The 20,393-nt window shown below is 66.6% G+C and carries 19 protein-coding genes; 12 read left to right on the top strand and 7 right to left on the bottom strand.

The genetic code is table 11. The annotated features are described in order from the left end of the window. The first annotated feature begins 44 nt into the window (after positions 1 to 44). The 4 genes from Y900_RS11560 (at position 45) to Y900_RS11545 (ending at position 7,162) form a co-directional block, all read left to right on the top strand. Positions 45 to 1,286: a bifunctional glycosyltransferase family 2/GtrA family protein gene (locus Y900_RS11560; RefSeq protein WP_051660009.1), complete on the top strand. Its 1,242-nt coding sequence runs from the start codon at positions 45 to 47 to the stop codon at positions 1,284 to 1,286. Next, on the top strand, positions 1,286 to 3,193 hold the full coding sequence (locus Y900_RS11555) for an ArnT family glycosyltransferase (protein ID WP_036341954.1): 1,908 nt from the start codon (positions 1,286 to 1,288) through the stop codon (positions 3,191 to 3,193). Before Y900_RS11560 ends, Y900_RS11555 begins: the two co-directional genes overlap by 1 nt. Positions 3,194 to 3,429: 236 nt before the next feature. Continuing rightward, the gene (locus Y900_RS11550) at positions 3,430 to 5,256 is read left to right on the top strand and encodes an alkaline phosphatase family protein (protein WP_051660008.1); all 1,827 of its coding nucleotides are present in this window, start codon (positions 3,430 to 3,432) and stop codon (positions 5,254 to 5,256) included. Between the two features lie 28 nt (positions 5,257 to 5,284). Further along, on the top strand, positions 5,285 to 7,162 hold the full coding sequence (locus Y900_RS11545) for an alkyl/aryl-sulfatase (protein WP_036341953.1): 1,878 nt from the start codon (positions 5,285 to 5,287) through the stop codon (positions 7,160 to 7,162). Positions 7,163 to 7,168: 6 nt separating this feature from the next. On the opposite strand, the gene Y900_RS11540 is transcribed toward Y900_RS11545, so the two are convergent. The 5 genes from Y900_RS11540 to Y900_RS11520 are packed head-to-tail and all read right to left on the bottom strand — an operon-like array spanning position 7,169 to position 11,897. Beyond that, entirely contained in the window at positions 7,169 to 8,143 is a 975-nt protein-coding gene (locus tag Y900_RS11540) for an NADPH:quinone oxidoreductase family protein (protein WP_036341952.1), read from the bottom strand. Further along, the gene (locus Y900_RS11535) at positions 8,143 to 8,766 is read right to left on the bottom strand and encodes a TetR/AcrR family transcriptional regulator (protein WP_036341951.1); all 624 of its coding nucleotides are present in this window, start codon (positions 8,764 to 8,766) and stop codon (positions 8,143 to 8,145) included. Before Y900_RS11535 ends, Y900_RS11540 begins: the two co-directional genes overlap by 1 nt. Then, positions 8,763 to 10,082 (bottom strand): acyl-CoA dehydrogenase family protein, encoded by a 1,320-nt coding sequence (locus Y900_RS11530; protein ID WP_036341950.1) that lies wholly within the window; start codon positions 10,080 to 10,082, stop codon positions 8,763 to 8,765. Before Y900_RS11530 ends, Y900_RS11535 begins: the two co-directional genes overlap by 4 nt. Before the next feature lie 12 nt (positions 10,083 to 10,094). Then, positions 10,095 to 10,853, bottom strand: coding sequence for an SDR family NAD(P)-dependent oxidoreductase (locus Y900_RS11525; RefSeq protein ID WP_036341949.1), 759 nt, complete (start codon positions 10,851 to 10,853; stop codon positions 10,095 to 10,097). Next, positions 10,854 to 11,897 (bottom strand): phosphotransferase family protein, encoded by a 1,044-nt coding sequence (locus Y900_RS11520; RefSeq protein ID WP_036341948.1) that lies wholly within the window; start codon positions 11,895 to 11,897, stop codon positions 10,854 to 10,856. A gap of 87 nt (positions 11,898 to 11,984) precedes the next feature. Between Y900_RS11520 and Y900_RS11515 the strand changes: the two genes are divergently transcribed. The 3 genes from Y900_RS11515 to Y900_RS11505 are packed head-to-tail and all read left to right on the top strand — an operon-like array spanning position 11,985 to position 14,856. Next, complete coding sequence (locus tag Y900_RS11515; protein ID WP_036341947.1) at positions 11,985 to 13,148, top strand: CaiB/BaiF CoA transferase family protein; 1,164 nt, start codon at positions 11,985 to 11,987, stop codon at positions 13,146 to 13,148. Positions 13,149 to 13,208: 60 nt separating this feature from the next. After that, the gene (locus tag Y900_RS11510) at positions 13,209 to 13,817 is read left to right on the top strand and encodes a histidine phosphatase family protein (RefSeq protein WP_036341946.1); all 609 of its coding nucleotides are present in this window, start codon (positions 13,209 to 13,211) and stop codon (positions 13,815 to 13,817) included. A 13-nt stretch (positions 13,818 to 13,830) separates the two neighbouring features. After that, positions 13,831 to 14,856 carry a phosphotransferase family protein gene (locus Y900_RS11505; protein ID WP_036341945.1) on the top strand — a complete coding sequence of 342 codons (1,026 nt, stop codon included), beginning with the start codon at positions 13,831 to 13,833 and terminating at the stop codon, positions 14,854 to 14,856. Here Y900_RS11505 and Y900_RS33015 read toward each other — a convergent pair. Then, positions 14,853 to 15,227, bottom strand: coding sequence for a LapA family protein (locus tag Y900_RS33015; protein WP_036341944.1), 375 nt, complete (start codon positions 15,225 to 15,227; stop codon positions 14,853 to 14,855). The two genes, Y900_RS11505 and Y900_RS33015, sit on opposite strands and share 4 nt — an antisense overlap. 139 nt (positions 15,228 to 15,366) lie before the next feature. On the opposite strand from Y900_RS33015, the gene Y900_RS11495 reads away from it, so the two are divergent. From Y900_RS11495 to Y900_RS11475, 5 genes are read left to right on the top strand one after another with little or no spacing between them, the layout of a single operon-like run. Beyond that, positions 15,367 to 16,320 (top strand): ABC transporter substrate-binding protein, encoded by a 954-nt coding sequence (locus Y900_RS11495; RefSeq protein WP_036341943.1) that lies wholly within the window; start codon positions 15,367 to 15,369, stop codon positions 16,318 to 16,320. Then, a complete protein-coding gene (locus Y900_RS11490; RefSeq protein WP_036341942.1) occupies positions 16,321 to 17,451 on the top strand; it encodes an ABC transporter ATP-binding protein in 1,131 nt (376 codons plus the stop codon). Positions 17,452 to 17,453: 2 nt separating this feature from the next. After that, complete coding sequence (locus tag Y900_RS11485) at positions 17,454 to 18,098, top strand: ABC transporter permease (protein ID WP_036341941.1); 645 nt, start codon at positions 17,454 to 17,456, stop codon at positions 18,096 to 18,098. Then, the gene (locus Y900_RS11480; RefSeq protein ID WP_036346480.1) at positions 18,095 to 18,883 is read left to right on the top strand and encodes an ABC transporter permease; all 789 of its coding nucleotides are present in this window, start codon (positions 18,095 to 18,097) and stop codon (positions 18,881 to 18,883) included. The genes Y900_RS11485 and Y900_RS11480 overlap by 4 nt, the downstream gene beginning before the upstream one ends. After that, positions 18,880 to 19,482 carry a putative glycolipid-binding domain-containing protein gene (locus Y900_RS11475; protein WP_036341940.1) on the top strand — a complete coding sequence of 201 codons (603 nt, stop codon included), beginning with the start codon at positions 18,880 to 18,882 and terminating at the stop codon, positions 19,480 to 19,482. The genes Y900_RS11480 and Y900_RS11475 overlap by 4 nt, the downstream gene beginning before the upstream one ends. Here Y900_RS11475 and Y900_RS11470 read toward each other — a convergent pair. Next, positions 19,445 to 20,389, bottom strand: a complete 945-nt coding sequence (locus Y900_RS11470; RefSeq protein ID WP_036341939.1) for a prephenate dehydrogenase — start codon at positions 20,387 to 20,389, stop codon at positions 19,445 to 19,447. The two genes, Y900_RS11475 and Y900_RS11470, sit on opposite strands and share 38 nt — an antisense overlap. Positions 20,390 to 20,393: the final 4 nt, after the last annotated feature.

Below are 20,393 nucleotides of genomic sequence, written 5' to 3'. Positions count from 1 at the left end.
CAAACACAAATTGGGCCCTCACCGCCACGGCCGACCATAAAAGCATGACCATCACCGACATCCCCGTGGCACGCCGACGCAATGCCGCACTGACCGCCGCCGACCGCGGTGTGCCCGTGCTCGATGTCGTCGTACCGGTGTACAACGAGCAGGCTGTGCTGGCCGACTCGATCCACCGGCTGCACCGCCACCTGAGCGAGGACTTCCCGTTCTCGTTCCGCATCACGATCGCCGACAACGCCAGCATCGACAACACGCCTGAGGTTGCCGCCGAACTGGCTGCCGAACTGCCCGAGGTCCGCATGGTGCGCCTCGAGCAGAAGGGCCGTGGGCGGGCGTTGCATGCGGTGTGGTCGACCTCGGATGCGCCGGTGCTGGCCTACATGGATGTCGACCTCTCGACCGATCTGGCCGCGCTGTCACCGCTGGTGGCGCCGCTGGTGTCGGGGCATTCCGATCTGGCCATCGGGACACGGCTGAGTCGCGGTTCTCGGGTGGTGCGCGGCGCCAAGCGAGAGGTCATCTCACGCTGCTACAACCTGATCCTGCGCTCGACGCTGGCCGCCAAGTTCAGTGACGCGCAGTGCGGTTTCAAGGCGATCCGCGCCGATGTCGCCGCCGAGCTGCTGCCCTACGTCGAGGACACCGGCTGGTTCTTCGACACCGAGCTGCTGGTGCTGGCCGAGCGCAGCGGCCTGCGGATCCACGAGGTTCCCGTCGACTGGATCGACGACCCGGACAGCCGGGTCGACATTGTGGCCACCGCGGTCGCCGACTTGAAGGGAATCGCACGCTTGCTCAAGGGATTCGGCACCGGACAGATCCCGGTCAAGGCGATCGGGGCGCAATTCGGGAACCAGGCCGGCGCGCCGAAGTCGTTGTTGAACCAGGGCGTGCGGTTCGCGGCGATCGGCATCGCCTCCACGCTGGCGTACCTGCTGCTGTTCCTGCTGTTGCGCCCGATCGGTGCGCAGGGCGCCAACCTGGTGGCGTTGCTGGTGACGGCTATCGCCAACACCGCGGCCAACCGGCGGTTCACCTTCGGGGTCCGCGGCCGCAGCGGCGTGGCACGCCATCAGTTCGAGGGCTTCGTGGTCTTCGGTATCGGGCTGGGTCTGACCAGCGGTGCACTGGCGCTGCTGCACATGCTTGGCGAACCGCACCGCGCCGTCGAACTTCTGGTGCTCGTCGCGGCCAATCTGATGGCCACCGTCATTCGCTTCGTGCTGTTGCGCGGCTGGGTGTTCCACCCCCGGCGCACCGGCCAGAACGTTGGGGGAAAGTAATGACCGTGCTCGCCGAACATATCGAAAGTCCGACGCACGTTCAGCCGCAGGAACAGCAGCGCTCACCCCGGCCGGGGTGGGTGAGTCCGGCGCTGGGTGTTCTCCTCGCGGTCACCGCGGTGCTCTATCTGTGGGGACTGGACGCCGCCGGCTGGGCCAACGACTACTACGCGGCGGCCGTGCAGGCCGGCACCCAGAGCTGGAAGGCCCTGCTGTTCGGGTCGATCGACGCGGGCAACGCGATCACGGTGGACAAGCCACCGGCCGCGTTGTGGGTGATGGCATTGTCCGGGCGGATCTTCGGATTCGGCACGCTGTCGATGCTGGTGCCGCAGGCCTTGATGGGTGTTGCCTCGGTGGCGCTGGTCTACAACACGGTGCGCCGCGTCAGCGGCTACGGCGCAGGCCTGCTGGCCGGCGCGGTGCTGGCGCTGACGCCGGTGGCGGCGTTGATGTTCCGCTTCAACAATCCCGACGCTCTCCTCGTTCTGCTGATGGTGGTGGCCGCATACTGCGTGATCCGCGCGTTGGACGGCAAGCCCACCCGCTGGATCGCCCTGGCTGGTGTCGCCATCGGTTTCGCGTTTCTTGCCAAGCTCCTGCAGGCTCTGCTGGTCACCCCGGCCTTCGCGCTGGTGGTGTTGGTCGCGGTCCCCGGCAGTATCTGGCTGCGGCTGCGTCATCTGGCCGTCGGTTTGATCGCCCTGGTGGTGTCCGCTGGGTGGTACCTGGCTCTGGTCAGCTTGTGGCCCAGCGACTCTCGACCCTACATCGGGGGCTCCACCGACAACAGCCTGCTGCAACTGGCGCTGGGTTACAACGGTCTGGGCCGGGTGTTCGGCGGCGACGGGAATCCGGGTGGCAGCTCGAACTCTGAGGGCGGCCCCGGACCGATGGGCGGTGCGATGTTCGGCGGCTCCACCGGTTTGACCCGGATGTTCGGGGAGTCGATGGGCACCGAGATCTCCTGGCTGTTGCCTGCTGCGCTGATCGCCTTGGTGGCCGGGCTGTGGTTCACGAGGCGCGCGCCACGTACCGACCGGACCCGCGCGTCGCTGATGCTGTGGGGCGGCTGGCTGGTGGTCACAGTCGTGGTGTTCAGCTTCATGAAGGGGATCATGCATCCCTATTACACGATCGCGCTGGCGCCCGCGATCGGCGCAGTGATCGGCATCGGCGTGCGAGAACTATGGCGTGGCAGGCAATTTGTCGCATCGCGCGTGGTGCTCTCGGCGATGCTCGTGGTGACCGGGGTGTGGAATTTCATCCTGCTCGACCGCACTCCGGACTGGCTGCCATGGTTGCGGTGGACTGTTTTGGTGGGCTCGATCCTCGTGTCCGCGGTTCTGCTGGCAGGCGCGCACCGCCTCGGCCGCTGGACGGTCGCTGTCGCGGCGGCAGGTTTGCTCGTCGGGCTGGGTGCGACTGCCGCCTACACCGTGGAGACGGTTGCAGGTAATCACGGGGGTGGTATCCCGACGTCGGGGCCGCCACGATCAAACGCAGGTTTCGGCTTCGGCTTCGGTGGCCCGGGTGGTCAGGGCGTGCAGGCGTCGGAGAACTCCGAACTCAAGGGTCTGCTCACTCAGGCCGACAATCGTTGGGCCGCAGCCACTGTCGGCTCACACACGGCGGGCAGCCTGGAGCTGGCCACCGGCACGTCGATCATGTCGATCGGCGGGTTCAGCGGCGGTGACAACTCGCCGACTCTGGAGCAGTTCCAGACCTACGTCGCGGCGGGGCAGGTTCACTACTTCATCGCGGGCAACGGTCCCGGGGGCGGCCACCACCCAGGCCCCGGCGGTGACTCGGGTCCCGGCACGCAGATCACCGAATGGGTGAAGCAGCACTTCACCGCACAAGATGTGGGCGGGACCGAGGTGTACGACCTGAGCGCCCAGAACTAACCCGTCGATTACCGTCCGCGGACGGCCCGCACTTCGTACCATCTGACCTATTCGGCTGGCGGGAGTACGGGGTCATGGGCAACGCGGCATACATCGGCAGGGTGGGGGCGCTAGCGGTAGCCCTCGGAATCGGTTCCTGGCTGGCAAGCACACCTTGTGTCGCCGATGCCCAGCCGTCGAATAGCTCGACGGCATCGGGCAGCACTGCATCAGCGGCCAAGCAGAAACCTGCGGCAGTGGCCAAGACGCACCGGGTGACGCCGAGTTTGTCGACGGCGCCGTCGGCGGCGAAAGTGGTCAGCGCTCAGCAACTTTCGGCACCGGCTGGGCATGCCCCCACAGCGCGCTCGATCGCCACCGCATTGCATTCATTGGTCGGCGATGGCACGCCGCCTTCGCCGGCGACGATCTCGTCGATGCTGGCATACGCAGGCAACGAGTTACGTCGCATCACCGGTATCGGAATGGCGGGCGTGGTCACCACCACCGCGGTTCCGGTGACCGGGCCCAATTTGTTGACGAACCCGGGGGCTGAACTCGGCGATGCGGCGGGGTACGGCAACAGCACGGTCAGCGTGCCGGGGTGGACGGCAACGGGCACCCCGACCGTCGTTCAGTACGGCGAGCTGCGCAACGCGTGGCCGGTGGGATTGAGCTTCGCATGGCCGAATCTGCCCGCCATCATCTCGTTCCCCGGTGTGAAAGCCGCGCCACCCGGCGGTGGTGCCCAGTTCTTCGGTGGCGGAGATGTGGCCACGTCCTCGCTCTCCCAGACCGTGAACCTCAGTTCGTCGAGTGCTCAGATCGACACCGGCACGGTGCCCTTCAACCTGAACGGCTACTTGGGCGGGTATCTGCTGGACCCGTCGTTCGCCACCGTGAAAGTCACCTTCCTGGACCAGAACCAGCTTTACCTCGGAAGTTCCTCGATCGGTCCGGTCTCCAACCTGGATCGCTGGGGACAGACCGGCTTCCGGCAACGCACCACCATCGGGACCGTGCCGGTGGGAACCCGCAGCGCCGTCGTCACCTTGACGATGCACGACCTGAATCCGGTGGTGATCGGTTTCACCGCCCGGTACAACAACGCGTACGCCGACAATCTGTCGTTCAGCATCGGCACCGCCCAAGCGGCGCCTCCCGCGCCGACGCCACCGGTGTCCGATGTCCAGCCGCTCGACCACGTGTTCCTGGTTTATATGGAGAACAAGGGCTACAACGACATTGTCGGAAGCCCGAACGCGCCCTTCACCAACAGCTTGATCAACTCCTACGGCCTCGCCAACAACTACTACGCCGTAACGCATCCCAGCCTGCCGAACTACTACGCGATCGCCGGCGGCCAGGTCTTCGGTAAGACCTACAACTGCGAATCGGTCTGTATCAACGACCCGAACAACCTGGCATTCACCATGGACCACGCAGGCGTCACATGGGGCGCCTACGCGCAGGGAATGACACCGGGCCAACCGTTGGTGTCGAACGGCACCTATTCGCCCGATCAGACGCCGTGGCCGGCGTTCGCCGGCATCGGTGACAATCAGGCCTATGCGGCGGCGCACATGTTCCCGCTGACCCAGATGGCCACAGATCTTCAGTCCAACGCCACCACACCGAATTTCGTGTGGTTCGCCGCGGACGAGGCCTCCAATGGCGAGGGCCCGGTCAGCTCTCTGGCCGGGGTGGCGCACTTCGCGTTCTCCCAGATCGATCCGCGCCATCAGTACAACGTTCCCGCGCTCGACCAGTTCCTGGCGCAAACCGTACCGACGATCATGAATTCCGAGGTCTGGCAGACAACGAAGTCGGTAATCATCGTCACCTTCGACGAGGACAACAACAACATTACGCTGGGCTTCGGCAACGAAGGCAACCATGTCGTGACAGTGGTGATCCCGTCACCGCTGGCGGTCAGCGCGGGCGGAATGAAGGGCGGTGCGTTCGTCGCCACCGACCCCTACAACCACTACAGCACGCTGCGCACCATCGAGGATGCGCTGGGGCTGCCGCCGATGACCAACAACGACAAGTACGCCCAACCCCTCAACGAATTCTGGACCTGATTCCATCGCGCTAGGCGAGGATGGCGGTATGACACCCAAGCCGCCTTCCGCCGTTATCGAGGCCGCCCATGCAGAACACCTGGAATCCCTGCCTTTCGAGGACACCGCGGACTTCGAGGCCGCCGACCGCGGCTTCATCGCCGCCCTGACCCCGTGCGTGGTGAAAGCCGCCGACGGACGTGTGGTGTGGGACAACGACGCGTACGGATTCCTCAACGGGGATGCGCCGACATCAGTCCATCCGAGCCTGTGGCGGCAGTCCATCCTGGCCGCCAAGCAGGGCCTCTACGAGGTGGTCGAGGGCATCTATCAGGTCCGCGGACTTGACCTGTCCAACATCAGCTTCATCGAGGGCGACACCGGCATCGTGGTGATCGATCCGCTGGTCTCCACCGAAACAGCCGCCGCCGCTCTGGCGCTCTACCGCGCGCACCGTGGTGACCGGCCCGTGGTCGCGGTCATTTACACCCACTCCCATGTCGACCATTTCGGCGGTGTCCTCGGGGTGACCACCCAGGCCGATGTCGACGCGGGCAAGGTCGCCGTGCTGGCCCCGGAAGGGTTCACCGAACACGCCGTACAAGAGAACGTCTACGCAGGGACCGCGATGGCCCGCCGTGCCGGCTACATGTACGGCGCCGTCCTCGACCGCGGCCCGCAAGGCCAGGTCGGCTGCGGATTGGGCCAGACCCCGTCGACGGGTGAGGTGGCGATCATCGTGCCGACCATCGACATCACCACGACCGGCGAGACGCACACCATCGACGGCGTCGAGATCGAATTCCAGATGGCCCCGGGCACCGAGGCTCCCGCCGAGATGCACTTCTACTTCCCGAAGTTCCGCGCGCTGTGCATGGCGGAGAACGCCACGCACAACCTGCACAACCTGCTGACGTTGCGCGGGGCACTGGTCCGCGACCCGCACGGATGGTCGGGCTACCTGACCGAGGCGATCGAGACGTTCGCCGACCGCACCGACGTGGTGTTCGCCTCGCATCACTGGCCGACGTGGGGGCGGGACAAGATCGTCGAATTCCTGTCCCTGCAACGTGATCTGTATGCCTACCTGCACGACCAGACGTTGCGTCAGCTCAATCAGGGTTACACCGGCATCGAGATCGCCGAGGGCTTCCAAATGCCGCCCGCGCTGCACAAGGCGTGGCATGCGCACGGGTATTACGGATCTGTCAGCCACAATGTCAAAGCCGTCTACCAGCGATACATGGGCTGGTTCGACGGCAACCCGGCGCGGTTGTGGGCTCATCCGCCGGAAGCGATCGGGCCACGTTACGTCGAGGCGATGGGTGGCGCCGACCGGGTGGTCGAGCTGGCCCGTACGGCCGCCGAATCCGGTGACTACCGTTGGGCGGCAACGCTACTGGATCACGTCATCTTCACCGACCAACAGCATGCGGGCGCCAGGGAGCTCTACGCCGACACCCTCGACCAGCTGGCGTACGGCGCCGAGTGCGCGACGTGGCGCAACTTCTTCCTATCCGGTGCCACCGAGCTGCGCGACGGAAACTTCGGCACGCCCACCCAGGTATCGCCGACGACGCTACTTGCCCAGCTCACCCCGGAGCAGATGTTCGACGTGCTGGCGATCAGCGTCAACGGGCCGCGGTCCTGGGATTTAGACATCTCCCTGGATGTGACGTTCGCTGACCTCGACGCCAACTACCGGCTCACCCTGCGCAACGGTGTGCTGGTCTACCGGCAGTGCCCGGCAGACGAGTCGACGGCAACCGCGACCATCCGGCTGGCCACCAAGTTGCGGCTTTTGGCCGCCGCGGCAGGCGATTTCACCTCACCGGGACTGGAGATCACCGGTGATCCACAAGCGCTGCAGACCTTCCTCGGTGCGCTCGATCAGCCGGACCCGAGCTTCAACATCATCACGCCCTAGGCCTGCCTAGGTGACGTCGATGACGACCTTGCCGATCGCTTTGCGGTCGGCGACGTAGCGCAGCGCGGTCGCCGCCTGCTCCAGCGGGAACCTCGCCCCGAGGTACGGGCGCAGCTTGCCCTCGGCGAACAACTGCGCAAGCTCGGCGTCGTTGCGCGCGATGTCGTCGGGGTAGTCGGTGGCGAACGTCCGGATCTCCATGCCCTGCACGGTGATTCCCTTGAGCATGACCAGGTTCAGCGGAATCCTCGGGATCTCACCGGCCGCGTATCCGAGCGTCACGAACTTTCCGCCACGGCCGAGGCTGCGCAGAGCGGGCTCGGAGTAGTGACCACCGACAGGGTCGAGGACCACGCGCGTGCCTGCCTCGCCGGTGATCTCCTTGAGCCTGCTCTTGAGGTCCTCCCGGTCATAGTCGATCACCTCTGTGGCGCCGCGCCGGCGGCACACCTCGAGCTTCTCGGCGCCGGACGCGGCGGCAACGACCTTGGCGCCCATCAGAACCGCGATGTCGACGGCAGCCAGGCCGACACCACCACCTGCGCCCAGGACGACCACCCAGTCGCCGGGCTGGGCGGGAGCGACGGTGCGCAGCGTGTAGTAGGCGGTGCGGTTGGTGACTCCGAATGCGGCCGCATCGGCATAGTCGACGCCGTCCGGAACGCGGGTCAGGCCCCTCGCATCGACCAGCGCCTGCTCGGCGAACCCGCCGACGAACGTGGTGGCCGAGACCCGGTCGCCCGGCCGGAAGTCGACGCCGTCGCCGACGGTCAGCACCTCACCGGCCAGCTCACTGCCCGGGCTGAACGGCGGCGGCACCTTGATCTGGTACTTGCCTGCGATCAGCAGCACGTCGGGATAGTTGACCGCAGCGGCGTGAACCTTGACCACCACCTGACCGGGACCCGGTGTGGGGTCGGGCAGTTCGTCGATGATCAGATCCTCCGGGGTGCCGTACTCGCGGCAGACGACGGCGCGCATCAGCTGGTCGCCTCCGGCAGGCCGAGGCCCCGCATGCAGAACCCGACGAGGTGGTTGATGTCCTTGCGACCCGGTTGGTCGGTGGAGTTCACGTAGCGGCGCATCGTGCCGACGGTACACACGAACACCGCGTCGGCGTCACGCCGGGGATCGCTACTGCCGAGCTGGCGAATGGGCTCGACCAGCAGCCCGCGCATGGCAGCCAGCATTTCCTCCTCGCCAAGCCGACGTTTGTCGGAGTCGGACATCTGCACCACCAGGGCGCGGCTCATGCCGATCAGCTCCGGATCGGCGACCTGGGCCAGCGCTCCGCTGATCCATCGGGTGATCTTGCCCTTCGGGGTGGCTTCCTTGGCCATCTGGTGTTCCAGGTACGAAACCACCATGGCCGCACCGCGTTCCATGACTGCCAACATCAGATCGTCCTTGCCCGCGAAGTAGCGGTAGAACGCTTTGTTGGAGACGCCGGCCTCGGCGACGATGTCGCTGACCCGCGGCGCGTCGGGGGAAACCCGCTGCAGCACCCGCAGTGCGGCGGCCAGGATGCGCTCTACGTCCTCGGTGGCCTCCCGTTGCCGGTCGTCGAGCGCTCGCACCACGGCGGCAGCGGCTCTGCTGGTCACGGTGAAACAGGAAGCGCGGGAATGCGATCGACCAGGTGGCCGTACTTCTCCCGGGCTCGCTCGATCCGATTGGGCAGGAACTCACTGGGCCAGACCGGATCCTCCGCCTCGTAGCCTTTGAGGATCTGGCGGGCCAGGTTGACCTTGTGCGCCTCGGTCGGCCCGTCGGCCATCCCCAGCGTGATGCCGCCCATGAGCACACTGGTCAACGGCATCTGGTCGGTCAGTCCGAGGCCGCCGTGCACCTGGATGGCACGCAGGCCGATGGACTTCAGCACGGCGGCGGTCGCGATCTTGCAGGCCGCGATCTCCTCTCGCGCGGCTCGCTCACCGGCGGTGTCGACCAGCCATGCCGCGTGCAACACCATGAGCCGGAATTGGGTCAGCTCCACGAACGAGTCGGCGACCATCTCCTGGATCAGCTGCTTGTCGGCCAGCAGACTTCCCTGGGTGAAGCGGCTTTTCGCCCGGCGTGCCATCGCGTCGATCGCGCGCTGGGCCACCCCGATCGAGCGCATCGCGTGATGCAGGCGTCCCCCGGCCAGCCGGGACTGGGCGACGCCGAAGCCATGCCCTTCCTCTCCGAGCATCGCCGACGCGGGAACCCGGACGTTGTCGTAGTGCACCAGTGAGTGCCCGGGGTCATGGGAGTACGAGCCGACCAGGTGGTGCGTCGCCTCGATGCGGACGCCCGGGGTGTCGGCCGGGACCAGGAAGGTTGAGGCGCCGGTGTGGACCGGCACGTCCGGGTCGGTGATCGCGACCACGATGAAGAACGACGCCACCGAGGCGTTCGACGACCAGTACTTGCGGCCGTTGATAACCCAGTCGGAGTCTTTTCCCGAGCCGTCGCGCACCGCACGAGTGGTGAACACCCGAGGATCGGACCCACCCTGCGGTTCGGTCATCGAGAACGTCGAGAAGATCTCCCCGGACAGCAGCCCGGTCAGGTACCGCTGCTTCTGCTCCTCGGTGCCGAAGCGGGCCAGGATCTCGGCGTTACCGGTATCGGGTGCCTGGGTGCCGAAGATGATCGACGACCACGTTGTGCGGCCCAGGATTTCGTTGATCAGCGTGAGCTTGACGGCCCCGAAGCCCTGGCCGCCCAGCTCGGGCCCGAGGTGCGGCGCCCACAAACCCTGGTCGCGGACCTTCTGCTTGAGCGGGTCGACGATCCTGCGGCGCTCGTCGGTGAGCGGAAGGAACTCGCAGCTCGGGAAGATCACTTCGAGCGGTTCGATCTCGTCGCGCACGAAGTTCCGGATCCACTCGAGCTTCTGCTGGAATTCCGGCTCGGTGGAAAAGTCCCATGCCATCGTCGTACTCCTCTACGGGATTCCGCCGTCAGCCCGAAGGATCGAGCCGGTGGTGAAGCTGGAGGCATCGGACATCAGAAACACTGCGGCGCCGACGATTTCGTGGGGATCGCCGGCCCGCCCCAGGGCGTGCGCTTTGAACGGGTTTCCTTCGCCGAAGTTCCAGGCCTTGCTGATGTCGGTGAGGAACGGTCCGGGCATCAGTGTATTGACCCGCACCGTCGGCCCGAACGCCGCCGCGAGGCCTTCGGTCATCGCGTTCAGCCCGGCTTTGGACGCCGCGTACGGAATGAACGACGGATGCGGCCGCAGCGAGCCGTGGGTGCTGACGTTGATGATCACACCGCCTCCGTCGGCGACCATGCGTTCACCCACCAGAGCGGAAAGGCGAAACGGTCCTTTCAGATTCAGGTTGACCACCGCGTCGAAAAGCTTCTCGCTGACATCGGTCAGCTTGTCGTAGGTCGGTGACATGCCGGCGTTGTTCACCAGAACATCGAGCTTGCCGAACCGGTCGTAGACCGCCTCGACCAATCCGTCGAGCTCATCCCAGCGTCCGACGTGCACCCCGTATGGCATTGCGGTGCAGCCTGTTTCGGCCTCGATCTCCTTGGCCGTCGCCACGCAGGTGTCGAACTTGCGGCTGGCGATCACCACGTCCGCGCCGCAGCGCGCGGCCGCCATCGCCATCTCGCGGCCCAGGCCACGGCTACCGCCGGTGACCAGCACCACGCGGCCGGTCAAATCAAAAAGAGTGTCTGCGTAGCCCATTCAGGCCTCCTCGCCGGATTGCGCCAACCGGGCCGCGGTGGCGATCAGATCGGGCACCATCGCGCCGAAGGCCTCGACCACTTGTGGGTCTGCCGTGCCCCCGTTGACCGCGGCGGCGTACGTCTTCTCCAGCACGATGCCCAGCTTCCAGTTGGCCAACACCAGGTAGTAGTGGATGTTCGCGGTCGAGAGCCCACTGACCTTCTCATAGTGCGCCAGCAGCTCACTGCGGGTGGGCATACCGTCCATCGGCAGGTAGAAGCCGGTGCCTTTGGGATGTTCACCGTCGTAGCCGAGCAGCGCCCATGCCACGTCCAGCAGCGGGTCGCCGATCGTGGTCATCTCCCAGTCGACGATCGCGGCCAGCCGCCCGGGCGCGCCGTGGGCGTACATGACGTTGGCGAACTGGTAGTCGCCGTGCATGATCCCGGGGGTGTAGTGCGCGGGCCGGTTGTCGCGCAACCATAGCGACGCCACGTCCAGCCCGGGCAGTTCGCGCACCTGGAACGCGGCGAGGAACGCCAGCCAGCGATCCACCTGTCGGTCGTGGAAACCGTCGGGTTTGCCGAACCCCTCGAGGCCTTGCGCCTTCCAGTCCACCCGGCCGAGCTTCGCCGCACCCTCGATCAGCTGGAAGGCCAGTTCGCGGCGGGCGTCGAGGTCGGCATCGAACGGCGACTCCCAGCCGCCCTCCATCGGGCTCCAGCCGTCCACTTCCTTCATGACGAAGAACGGTTTGCCGAGCACCTCCCCACTCTCGTCAGCGGCGACCAGCTCGGCGTGCGGCACGTCAGTGCCCTTCAACGCCCGCTCCAGACGGATTTCGCGAAGCAGCTCACCGAGGCGGCGCTCGTCGGCGCGCGGTCCGGGCATCCGCAGCACCATGCCCTCACCGCCGCGATCGATCCGGTAGAGCATGTTCTGCGACCCGCCCTTGAGTACCTCGGCGACGGGCTCCTCGCCGTTGCCGGGGGCGTCCTGGGTGTCGAGCCATCGGCCGAGCGTCGTGGTGTCGAGGTTCGCGGGGCTTTGCGTTCTCGTCATGGAACTCCTCAATCTCCTTTCGGAGAATAGCATTCTCCGAAGGCGGAGCCACTAGCCTTTGGCCAACGCATAGCGAAAGGGGCGACGATGGCCGGACCGCTGGAGGGCATCAAGGTTGTCGAGCTCGGGGTGTGGGTCGCCGGGCCGGCCGCCGGAGGGATCCTGGCCGACTGGGGTGCCGACGTCGTCAAGATCGAACCGCCGACCGGTGACCCGGGTCGGATGTTCGGCCGGATGCTCGGACTCGACGACGGCGGCAACCCGCCGTTCGAGATGGACAACCGGTCCAAACGCAGTATCGTGCTCGACCTGACCACCGACGGTGGACTGGCGACCGCGCGCCAATTGCTCACGGCGGCAGACGTCTTCCTGACCAACGTCCGGCCGGACGCGCTCGGACGGCTCGACCTGGACCATCCGTCGGTGGCCGCTCTCAACCCGGGACTGGTCTACGGCCTGATCACCGGGTACGGCGAGAGCGGACCCGAAGCCAACCGCCCGGCCTACGACGTCGCCGCGTTCTGGGCCCGCTCCGGGGTGGCCGATCTGCTCACCCGTCCCGGCGACAGCCCGCCGTTCCAGCGGGGCGGTATGGGCGATCACATGACCGGTATGACGCTGGCCGCGGCGATCAGCGCCGCACTGGTCGCTCGCGCCCGCACCGGCGAAGGGCAACTGGTGACCACCTCGCTCTACCGCCAGGGCGCCTACACCGTCAGCTTCGACCTCAATACTTTCCTACTGACCGGCAATGCGATCGCGATCGGTCAGCGCGAGACGATGTTCAACCCGTGTATGAACAACTACCTGGCGGCCGACGGGCGGCGACTGTGGATCGTCGGACTGGAAGCCGACCGGCACTGGCCGTCGCTGTGCCGTGCGGTCGGGCGCCCGGAGTGGTTGACCGACAACCGGTTTACCACCGCCCGTGACCGCGCGATCCATTCCCGTGAGCTCATCGCGACGCTCGACGAGATCTTCGCGACAAAGACGCTCGCCGAATGGGCTTCAGTGTTCGACGCCGAGCCCGACCTGTTCTGGTCACCGGTGAACTCGATGGAGGACGTCCTCGCCGACGAGCAGTTCCACGCCGCGGGCGGTGTTGTCGACGTGCCCGACGGCGGCCCGATGATCGCCACCCCCGCCGACTTCCACGGCACCCCCTGGGCGCCGCGGTCGGCCGCCCCGAAGCTCGGCGAGCACACCGACCAGGTCCTCGCCGAGCTCGCCGAACGTGCGGGATATCGTTGAAAATCGTCGAAGAATCTCCGACAACTCACACGCTCGGCGCGTGAAAGGACCACCGCACCCATGCAGCTGCTGCTCGTCAGGCATGCCCTGCCACACCGCACCGAGGCCGGCGAAGGCAGCGATCCGGAACTGTCCGACGAGGGCTGGGACCAGGCTCGCCGGCTGCCTGAGGCGTTGGACCGATTCCCGCTCGCCCGGCTGGTCAGTAGCCCGCAGCGGCGTGCGCTGCAGACCGCCGAGCCGGTCGCGAAGGCCACCGGGCTGACCGTCGACATCGACGACCGGCTGGCCGAGTACGACCGCGGGCTGTCCCACTACGTGCCGATCGAACAGGTACGCAAAGAGCGGCCGGAGGAGTGGGCGCGGATGGCAGACGGCCGGCTGCCGACCAGCGTCGACGAGGGTGAGTTCCGCGGGCGGGTGAGCGCGGCGCTGAGCGATATCGTCGCGGCGGCCGATCACGACGCCACCGTGGCCGTATTCAGCCACGGCGGAGTGATCAACGTGATCCTGCACGAACTGCTCGGCACCAAACGGCTGCTGTCGTTCCCCATCGACTATGTGTCGATCACCCGCCTGCTCTACGCCCGCAGCGGGTTCGGCACGGTGGCGGCGGTCAACACCACCGAACATGTCTGGGATCTCTTGCCGCGCAACCAGCGCTATTAGCTATACATAGCGGGTGACTTCTCTGGACGGGCTCGACCTGGCGGCACTGGACCGGCACCTGCGATCGGCGGGCATCCCGCGCAGCGGGGAACTGCAGGCGGAGCTCATCTCCGGTGGCCGGTCGAACCTGACCTTCCTGATCTTCGACGACGCCTCCAAATGGGTGCTGCGGCGCCCGCCGCTGCACGGGCTGACCCCGTCGGCGCACGACATGGCTCGCGAGTATCGGGTGGTGGCCGCGCTGGCCGGCAGCCCGGTGCCGGTCGCGCCCGCGGTCACCATGCGCGACGACGATTCCGTCGGGGGTGCGCCGTTCCAGATGGTGGAGTATGTGGCGGGTCAAGTGGTTCGCACCCGCGCCGAACTTGATGCGCTCGGTGATGCCGGCGTGGTCAGCGATTGCGTCGACAGCCTTATCCGGGTGCTCGCGGACCTCCATGAGATCGACCCTGACAGCGTGGGTCTGGGCGACTTCGGCAAGCCGGTGGGGTATCTCGAACGGCAGGTGCGACGGTGGGGGTCGCAGTGGCAACACGTTCGGCTGCCCGAGGATCCGCGCGACGGCGACGTCGAACGGCTGCATTCGAAGCTGGCCGCGGCGGTACCGTCGGAAAGTCGTAGCTCGATCGTGCATGGCGATTACCGCATCGACAACACCATCATCGACCCAGACGACCCGACAATCGTTCGGGCGGTGCTGGATTGGGAGATGTCCACTCTCGGAGACCCGTTGGCCGATGTCGCCGTGATGTGTGTGCAGCGAGACCCGATGCTGGACCTGCTCAGCCAGGAACACAAGTCGTGGACCGCCCCGCAGATGCCGACGGCCGAGGATCTAGCCCAGCGCTATTCGGCCATTTCCGGAAATCCATTGCCGCACTGGGACTTCCAGATGGCACTCGGGTATTTCAAGTTGGCGATCATCGTGGCCGGCATCGACTTCCGGCGCCGGATGGCCTCCGATGCCACCGACGATGATGACCAGGCGGGGGAGGCCGTCGCCGTGCTGATCAGCCGCGGCCTGGAGTTTTTCGGCTAGGTGGTGCGGGCTGCCCGCAGGTTCTTCTTGGCGGCCCGGCGGAGTTGGAAGATGCGGGCCGCCCCGGCTAGCACGGTCACCAGGGCGCCGGCCACCGCCGCCATCAGGATCGCGACGCCCAACGGCAGCGACCAGTGCCAGCCCAGGAAGGCGAACGACGTCGATGCGGTGTTCTGGGCGATGAAGATCAGCAGGATCGTCAGGATCAACAACCCGAAGATCAACGACGACCACAGGGCCGCGGCGCGGGTGAACTTAACCTCGTTCACCGCCTTGGCCGTGGCGGGCGTGGATGGCTCCGGAGCCGGGGGCGCCGGCGGGATCGGCGGCGTCGGCTCGTAATGCGGGCCGGTCGGTTCACTGGTCGTCACGTAGTCATTGTTCCCTTCTGACCGGTATAGAAACAATGGGGTGATGACAGAACGATGACGTTTGCCCTGATCTAAACCCCGGCGCAGGACGGTAAGTGCCGTTACTGTCGGAAAAACGGGTCGGGGTGAAAGGACGCGCATGAATGCGTCGCGGGGCGGAAAGCGACTGTGGTTTGCGGCGATACTGTTCACGCTCGTGCTCCCGCTGGTGGCCGCCTGTGGCAGCGCGAATCCACTCGGTGGCGGATCGGCGTCAGGGGATCTGAAGAATCTGGTTGTCGGCTCGGCGGACTTCCCGGAGTCGAAGATCATCGCCGAAATATATGCCCAAGCCTTGGAGGCCAACGGTTTCACCGTGGGCCGGCAGTTCGGGATCGGCAGCCGCGAGACATACATTCCCGCGGTGCGTGACCATTCCATCGACCTGGTGCCGGAGTACACCGGAAACCTGTTGCAATACTTCGATTCCAAGACCACCGTGACCACGCCGGATCAGGTCGAATTGGCGTTGTTCCGGGTGCTGCCCGGCGATCTGTCGATCCTGACTCCCTCGCCGGCCAACGACACCGACACCGTCGCGGTGTCAGAAGCCACCGCGCAGAGGTGGAATCTCAAGACCATCGGCGACCTGGCAGCACATTCCGCTGAGGTCAAGTTCGGTGGGCCGTCAGAATTCCAGAGCCGCACGGAGGGACTACCGGGCCTGAAGGCCAAGTACGGGCTGGACATCAAGGGAGACAACTTCGTCTCGATCAGTGACGGCGGCGGTCCCGCGACGGTGCGCGCGCTGGTGGACGGCACCGTCACCGCCGCCGACATCTTCAGCACCTCGCCGGCCATTCCCCAGAACAAGCTGGTCGTGCTGGAAGACCCCAAGAACAACTTTCTGGCGGCCAATGTGGTGCCGCTGGTGAGTTCGCAGAAGAAATCCGATGAGCTCAAGACGGTGCTGGATGCGGTGTCGGCGAAGCTGAGCACCGAAGCCCTTATAGAACTCAATACCGCCGTGTCCGGCAACTCCGGCGTCGACCCTGACGAGGCGGCGCGAAAGTGGATACGGGACAACGGTTTCGACAAACCGATCGGGAAATAGATGATCACCTTCGCCAACGTCACGAAGACCTACCCGGACGGCACCGTCGCGGTCGATGACCTGAGCATGGAGGTGCCGACGGGCACGCTGACGGTATTCGTCGGGCCCTCGGGCTGCGGCAAGACGACATCCATGCGGATGATCAACCGGATGATCGAGCCCACTGCCGGGACGATCACCGTCGACGGCCGCGACATCGCCGGCGTCAACCCGGTCAAGCTGCGGCTCGGCATCGGCTATGTCATCCAGAGCGGCGGGCTGATGCCGCACCAGCGGGTGATCGACAACGTGGCAACGGTGCCGGTGCTCAAGGGCGAGTCCCGGCGGGCCGCCCGCAAGGCCGCCTACACGGTGCTGGAGCGAGTGGGTCTCGATCCCAAGCTCGGTGATCGCTATCCCGCGCAGCTGTCGGGTGGGCAACAGCAGCGCGTCGGCGTGGCCCGCGCGCTGGCCGCCGATCCGCCGGTGCTGCTGATGGACGAGCCGTTCTCGGCGGTCGACCCGGTGGTGCGTGATGAGTTGCAGGCCGAAATCCTGCGGCTGCAAGGCGAATTGCAGAAGACCATCGTCTTCGTCACTCATGACATCGACGAGGCGATCAAACTCGGTGACCGGGTCGCGGTGTTCGGGCCCGGGGGCACCTTGCAGCAATATGACGCCCCGGCCCGGCTGTTGTCCAATCCGGCAAACGAATTCGTCTCCGGGTTCATCGGCGCCGACCGCGGCTACCGTGGCCTGCAGTTCCGCCAGGCCTCCGGATTGCCGCTGCACGACATCCAGACCGTCACCGAGGCCGAGATCGATGCGCTGACGCTCGCGCCGGGGGACTGGCGACTGGTCACCCGCGACGACGGCCGGCCCTACGCCTGGCTGGACGCCGACGGGGTGCAACTGCACCGGGGCGGAAGCTCGTTGTACGACAGCACAATTGCGGGCGGATCACTGTTCACTCCCGGCGCTACGCTGCGCCTGGCTCTTGATGCGGCGCTGTCCTCCCCGGCCGGACTGGGAGTTGCCGTCGACGACGGCGGTCAGGTGATCGGCGGGGTCAGGGCCGACGACGTTCTGGAAGCGTTAGAGGCCCAACGGACCCCGGCGGGGCAGGAGCGCAGCGACTCGGGCGGTGGTTGAGCATGAACTACCTACTGACCCATCTCGACAAGGCGTGGGCGCTGACCGTGATCCACCTGCGGCTGTCCCTGGTTCCGGTGGTGCTGGGTCTGGTGATCGCGGTGCCGGTGGGCGCCTACGTCTGGCGGACGACCGCTCTGCGCCGGGTGACCACGGTGACGGCCAGCATCATCTTCACCATCCCGTCGCTGGCACTGTTCGTGGTGCTGCCGCTGATCATCCCGACCCGGATCCTCGACGAGGCCAATGTCATCGTCGCGCTGACCCTCTACACCACCGCGTTGTTGGTGCGGGCGGTGCCCGAAGCGCTGGACGCGGTACCGGCGCAGGTACGCGACGCCGCCACCGCGGTTGGCTATACCTCGGTGTCGAGGATGCTCAAAGTCGAACTGCCGCTGTCGATTCCGGTCCTGATCGCCGGTCTGCGGGTGGTCGCGGTGACCAACATCTCGATGGTGTCGGTGGGTTCGGTCATCGGCATCGGCGGGCTGGGAACCTGGTTCACCGAGGGCTACCAGGCCGACAAGAGTGATCAGATCATCGCAGGCATCATCGCGATCTTCCTGCTCGCGATCGTCATCGACGTACTGATCCTGTTGGCCGGTCGCCTGATCACCCCGTGGGCCCGGGCCAAGGCGAGCTCATGAACTTCCTGCAGGAAGCCCTCGCCTACATCCTCACCGGCGCCAACTGGGGCGGCCGGGCCGGTTTGGCGGTCCGCATCGCCGAGCACCTGCAGTACACCGCCGTCGCCGTCGTCATCTCCGCGCTCATCGCGATCCCCGTCGGTCTGCTGATCGGACACACCGGGCGTGGCACCTTCCTGGTGGTCACCGGGGTCAACGCGCTGCGGGCACTGCCGACCCTGGGCGTACTGCTGCTCGGGGTCTTGCTGTGGGGGCTCGGGCTGCTCCCGCCGACCGTCGCGCTCATGCTGCTGGGCATACCGCCACTGCTGGCAGGCACCTATGCCGGGATCGCGAACGTCGACCCGGCGGTCGTGGACGCCGCCCGGTCGATGGGCATGACTGAGACCAGGGTTTTGCTGCGGGTCGAGGTGCCCAATGCGCTGCCGCTGATTCTGGGCGGGCTGCGCACGGCCACCCTGCAGGTGGTGGCGACGGCGACGGTGGCCGCCTACGCCAGCCTCGGTGGCCTGGGGCGCTACCTCATCGACGGCATCAAGGTCCGGCAGTTCTACCTCGCCTTGGTCGGTGCGTTGCTGGTGACCGTGCTGGCCCTGGTGCTCGATGCGCTGCTGGCGCTGGCCGTGTGGGCTTCGGTGCCCGGCTCGGGCCGATTCCGGCGGATGCCGCAACCGTTGCTCGACGACGAGGTCAGTTTGGATGCACGCGTACCCACATCACAGATGAGCCGCACTTCCCGACCTGGTTACGAACGGGGCGGCCCGTCGCATACGGTAGACGGGTGAGTGCAGCCAACGACGCGACAGAAAGCGCCTGGCCGGCGATCCTGACCTGGCGCGCGCACGACGATTCGCGGATGGAGTCCGCCCGGGTCCAGCTATCGGGCAAGCGGATCAAGGCCTATGGCCGCATCGTCGCCGCGGCCGCCGAGACCAACCCGGCCTTCAGCGCTTCCTACGACCTGGTGACCGACGAGACCGGCGCGACCAAACGGCTGTCCATGAGCGTCACCCTCGCCGAGCGGGACCGGCAGCTGTCGATCGCCCGCGACGAGGAAGGCATGTGGCTGGTCACCGATCACCAGGGCCAGTCGCGGGGCGCCTACGACGGGGCGTTGGACGTCGACGTCGTCTTCAGCCCGTTCTTCAACGCGCTGCCGATCCGGCGTACCGGCCTGTACCAGCGCGTCGATTCGGTGACGCTGCCGGTGGTGTACGTGAGTTTGCCCGACCTGACCGTCCAGCAGGCCACCATCAGCTACGGCAGCTCCGGTCCGGACGCCGGGGACGGCATCAAGCTGCACTCGCCGGTCGCCGACACCACGATCACGGTCGACGCCGACGGCTTTATTGTCGACTACCCAGGACTGGCAGAGCGGATCTGATCACGCCGCCGGCGCGACCGGCGGCGGCGAGTTCGGCGCGCCAATCCTCTTCCCCGATCGCGATGGTCACGATCTGCGGGCGCGAGAAGCTGTCGTAGCGGGCGCGGGCGGCATGGCCGGCCTCGACCAGATCGGCCACCGAGCCTCTGTCGGCCAGCGATGCGCGGGCCTGGTTCAGTAACTCCAGCGCGCGGTCGAGGGTGGGCAGCAGTTGCTCGGCGTTCGCCTCGCACATGGCCCGCACCAGATCGGGGGCCGTTGCCGCGACCCGCGTACCGTCCCGAAATGAGCCGGCCGCCAGAGCAAATGCCAGCGGCACCTCGCCCGCCGTCTCCGCCAATGCCTCGGCGAGCAGGTGCGGTAAGTGCGAAATGCTGGCAGCCGCCGCGTCGTGCTCGTCGGACGTGGCGGGGACCACGACGGCATGGCAGTCCAGCGCCAGGTGCATGACCTGCTCCCACACCCGGGCATCGACGTGCTCGTCGACGGTGAGGACCCACGGCGCTCCCGCGAACAGTCCGGCGTCGCCCGCGCTCCAACCGGAGTGGGCGGTGCCGGCCATCGGGTGGCCGCCGACGTAGCGGTCAAGCAGGCCGGCCTCGCGGACCGCGTCGAGCACCGCGCGCTTGACGCTGATGACGTCGGTAAGGGGGCATTCGCCGGCGACGTCCTTGATGTGGCTGAGCAATTGCGACACCGCCGGCATGGGCACGGCCAGGACGATCAACGCTTCGCGGTCGGCGGCCCACGACAATGCCTCGGTCAGATCGGTGGTGGCGGAGAAACCGTCGAACCGCGCACCCTGGGCGCCCTCGACGGATCGGTTGTAGCCGAGTGCTTCACGCCCGGCACCGACCGCCGCTCGCAACACCGAGCCACCGATGAGCCCGAGACCGAGGACGCACACGGGT

Source organism: Mycolicibacterium aromaticivorans JS19b1 = JCM 16368, from assembly GCF_000559085.1.
Lineage (GTDB): Bacteria > Actinomycetota > Actinomycetes > Mycobacteriales > Mycobacteriaceae > Mycobacterium > Mycobacterium aromaticivorans.
The sequence above is the reverse complement of the archived record's forward strand: the minus strand, read 5'-3'. Positions and strand labels throughout refer to the sequence as shown.

Excerpts from the sequence above, each read along its gene's own strand:
- Y900_RS11560 (WP_051660009.1), top strand. The coding sequence starts at position 45 with ATGACCATCACCGACATCCCCGTGGCACGCCGACGCAATGCCGCACTG.
- Y900_RS11555 (WP_036341954.1), top strand. The coding sequence starts at position 1,286 with ATGACCGTGCTCGCCGAACATATCGAAAGTCCGACGCACGTTCAGCCG.
- Y900_RS11545 (WP_036341953.1), top strand. The coding sequence starts at position 5,285 with ATGACACCCAAGCCGCCTTCCGCCGTTATCGAGGCCGCCCATGCAGAA.
- Y900_RS11540 (WP_036341952.1), bottom strand. The coding sequence starts at position 8,143 with ATGCGCGCCGTCGTCTGCCGCGAGTACGGCACCCCGGAGGATCTGATC.
- Y900_RS11530 (WP_036341950.1), bottom strand. The coding sequence starts at position 10,082 with ATGGCATGGGACTTTTCCACCGAGCCGGAATTCCAGCAGAAGCTCGAG.
- Y900_RS11525 (WP_036341949.1), bottom strand. The coding sequence starts at position 10,853 with ATGGGCTACGCAGACACTCTTTTTGATTTGACCGGCCGCGTGGTGCTG.
- Y900_RS11520 (WP_036341948.1), bottom strand. The coding sequence starts at position 11,897 with ATGACGAGAACGCAAAGCCCCGCGAACCTCGACACCACGACGCTCGGC.
- Y900_RS11515 (WP_036341947.1), top strand. The coding sequence starts at position 11,985 with ATGGCCGGACCGCTGGAGGGCATCAAGGTTGTCGAGCTCGGGGTGTGG.
- Y900_RS11510 (WP_036341946.1), top strand. The coding sequence starts at position 13,209 with ATGCAGCTGCTGCTCGTCAGGCATGCCCTGCCACACCGCACCGAGGCC.
- Y900_RS11495 (WP_036341943.1), top strand. The coding sequence starts at position 15,367 with ATGAATGCGTCGCGGGGCGGAAAGCGACTGTGGTTTGCGGCGATACTG.
- Y900_RS11490 (WP_036341942.1), top strand. The coding sequence starts at position 16,321 with ATGATCACCTTCGCCAACGTCACGAAGACCTACCCGGACGGCACCGTC.
- Y900_RS11485 (WP_036341941.1), top strand. The coding sequence starts at position 17,454 with ATGAACTACCTACTGACCCATCTCGACAAGGCGTGGGCGCTGACCGTG.
- Y900_RS11480 (WP_036346480.1), top strand. The coding sequence starts at position 18,095 with ATGAACTTCCTGCAGGAAGCCCTCGCCTACATCCTCACCGGCGCCAAC.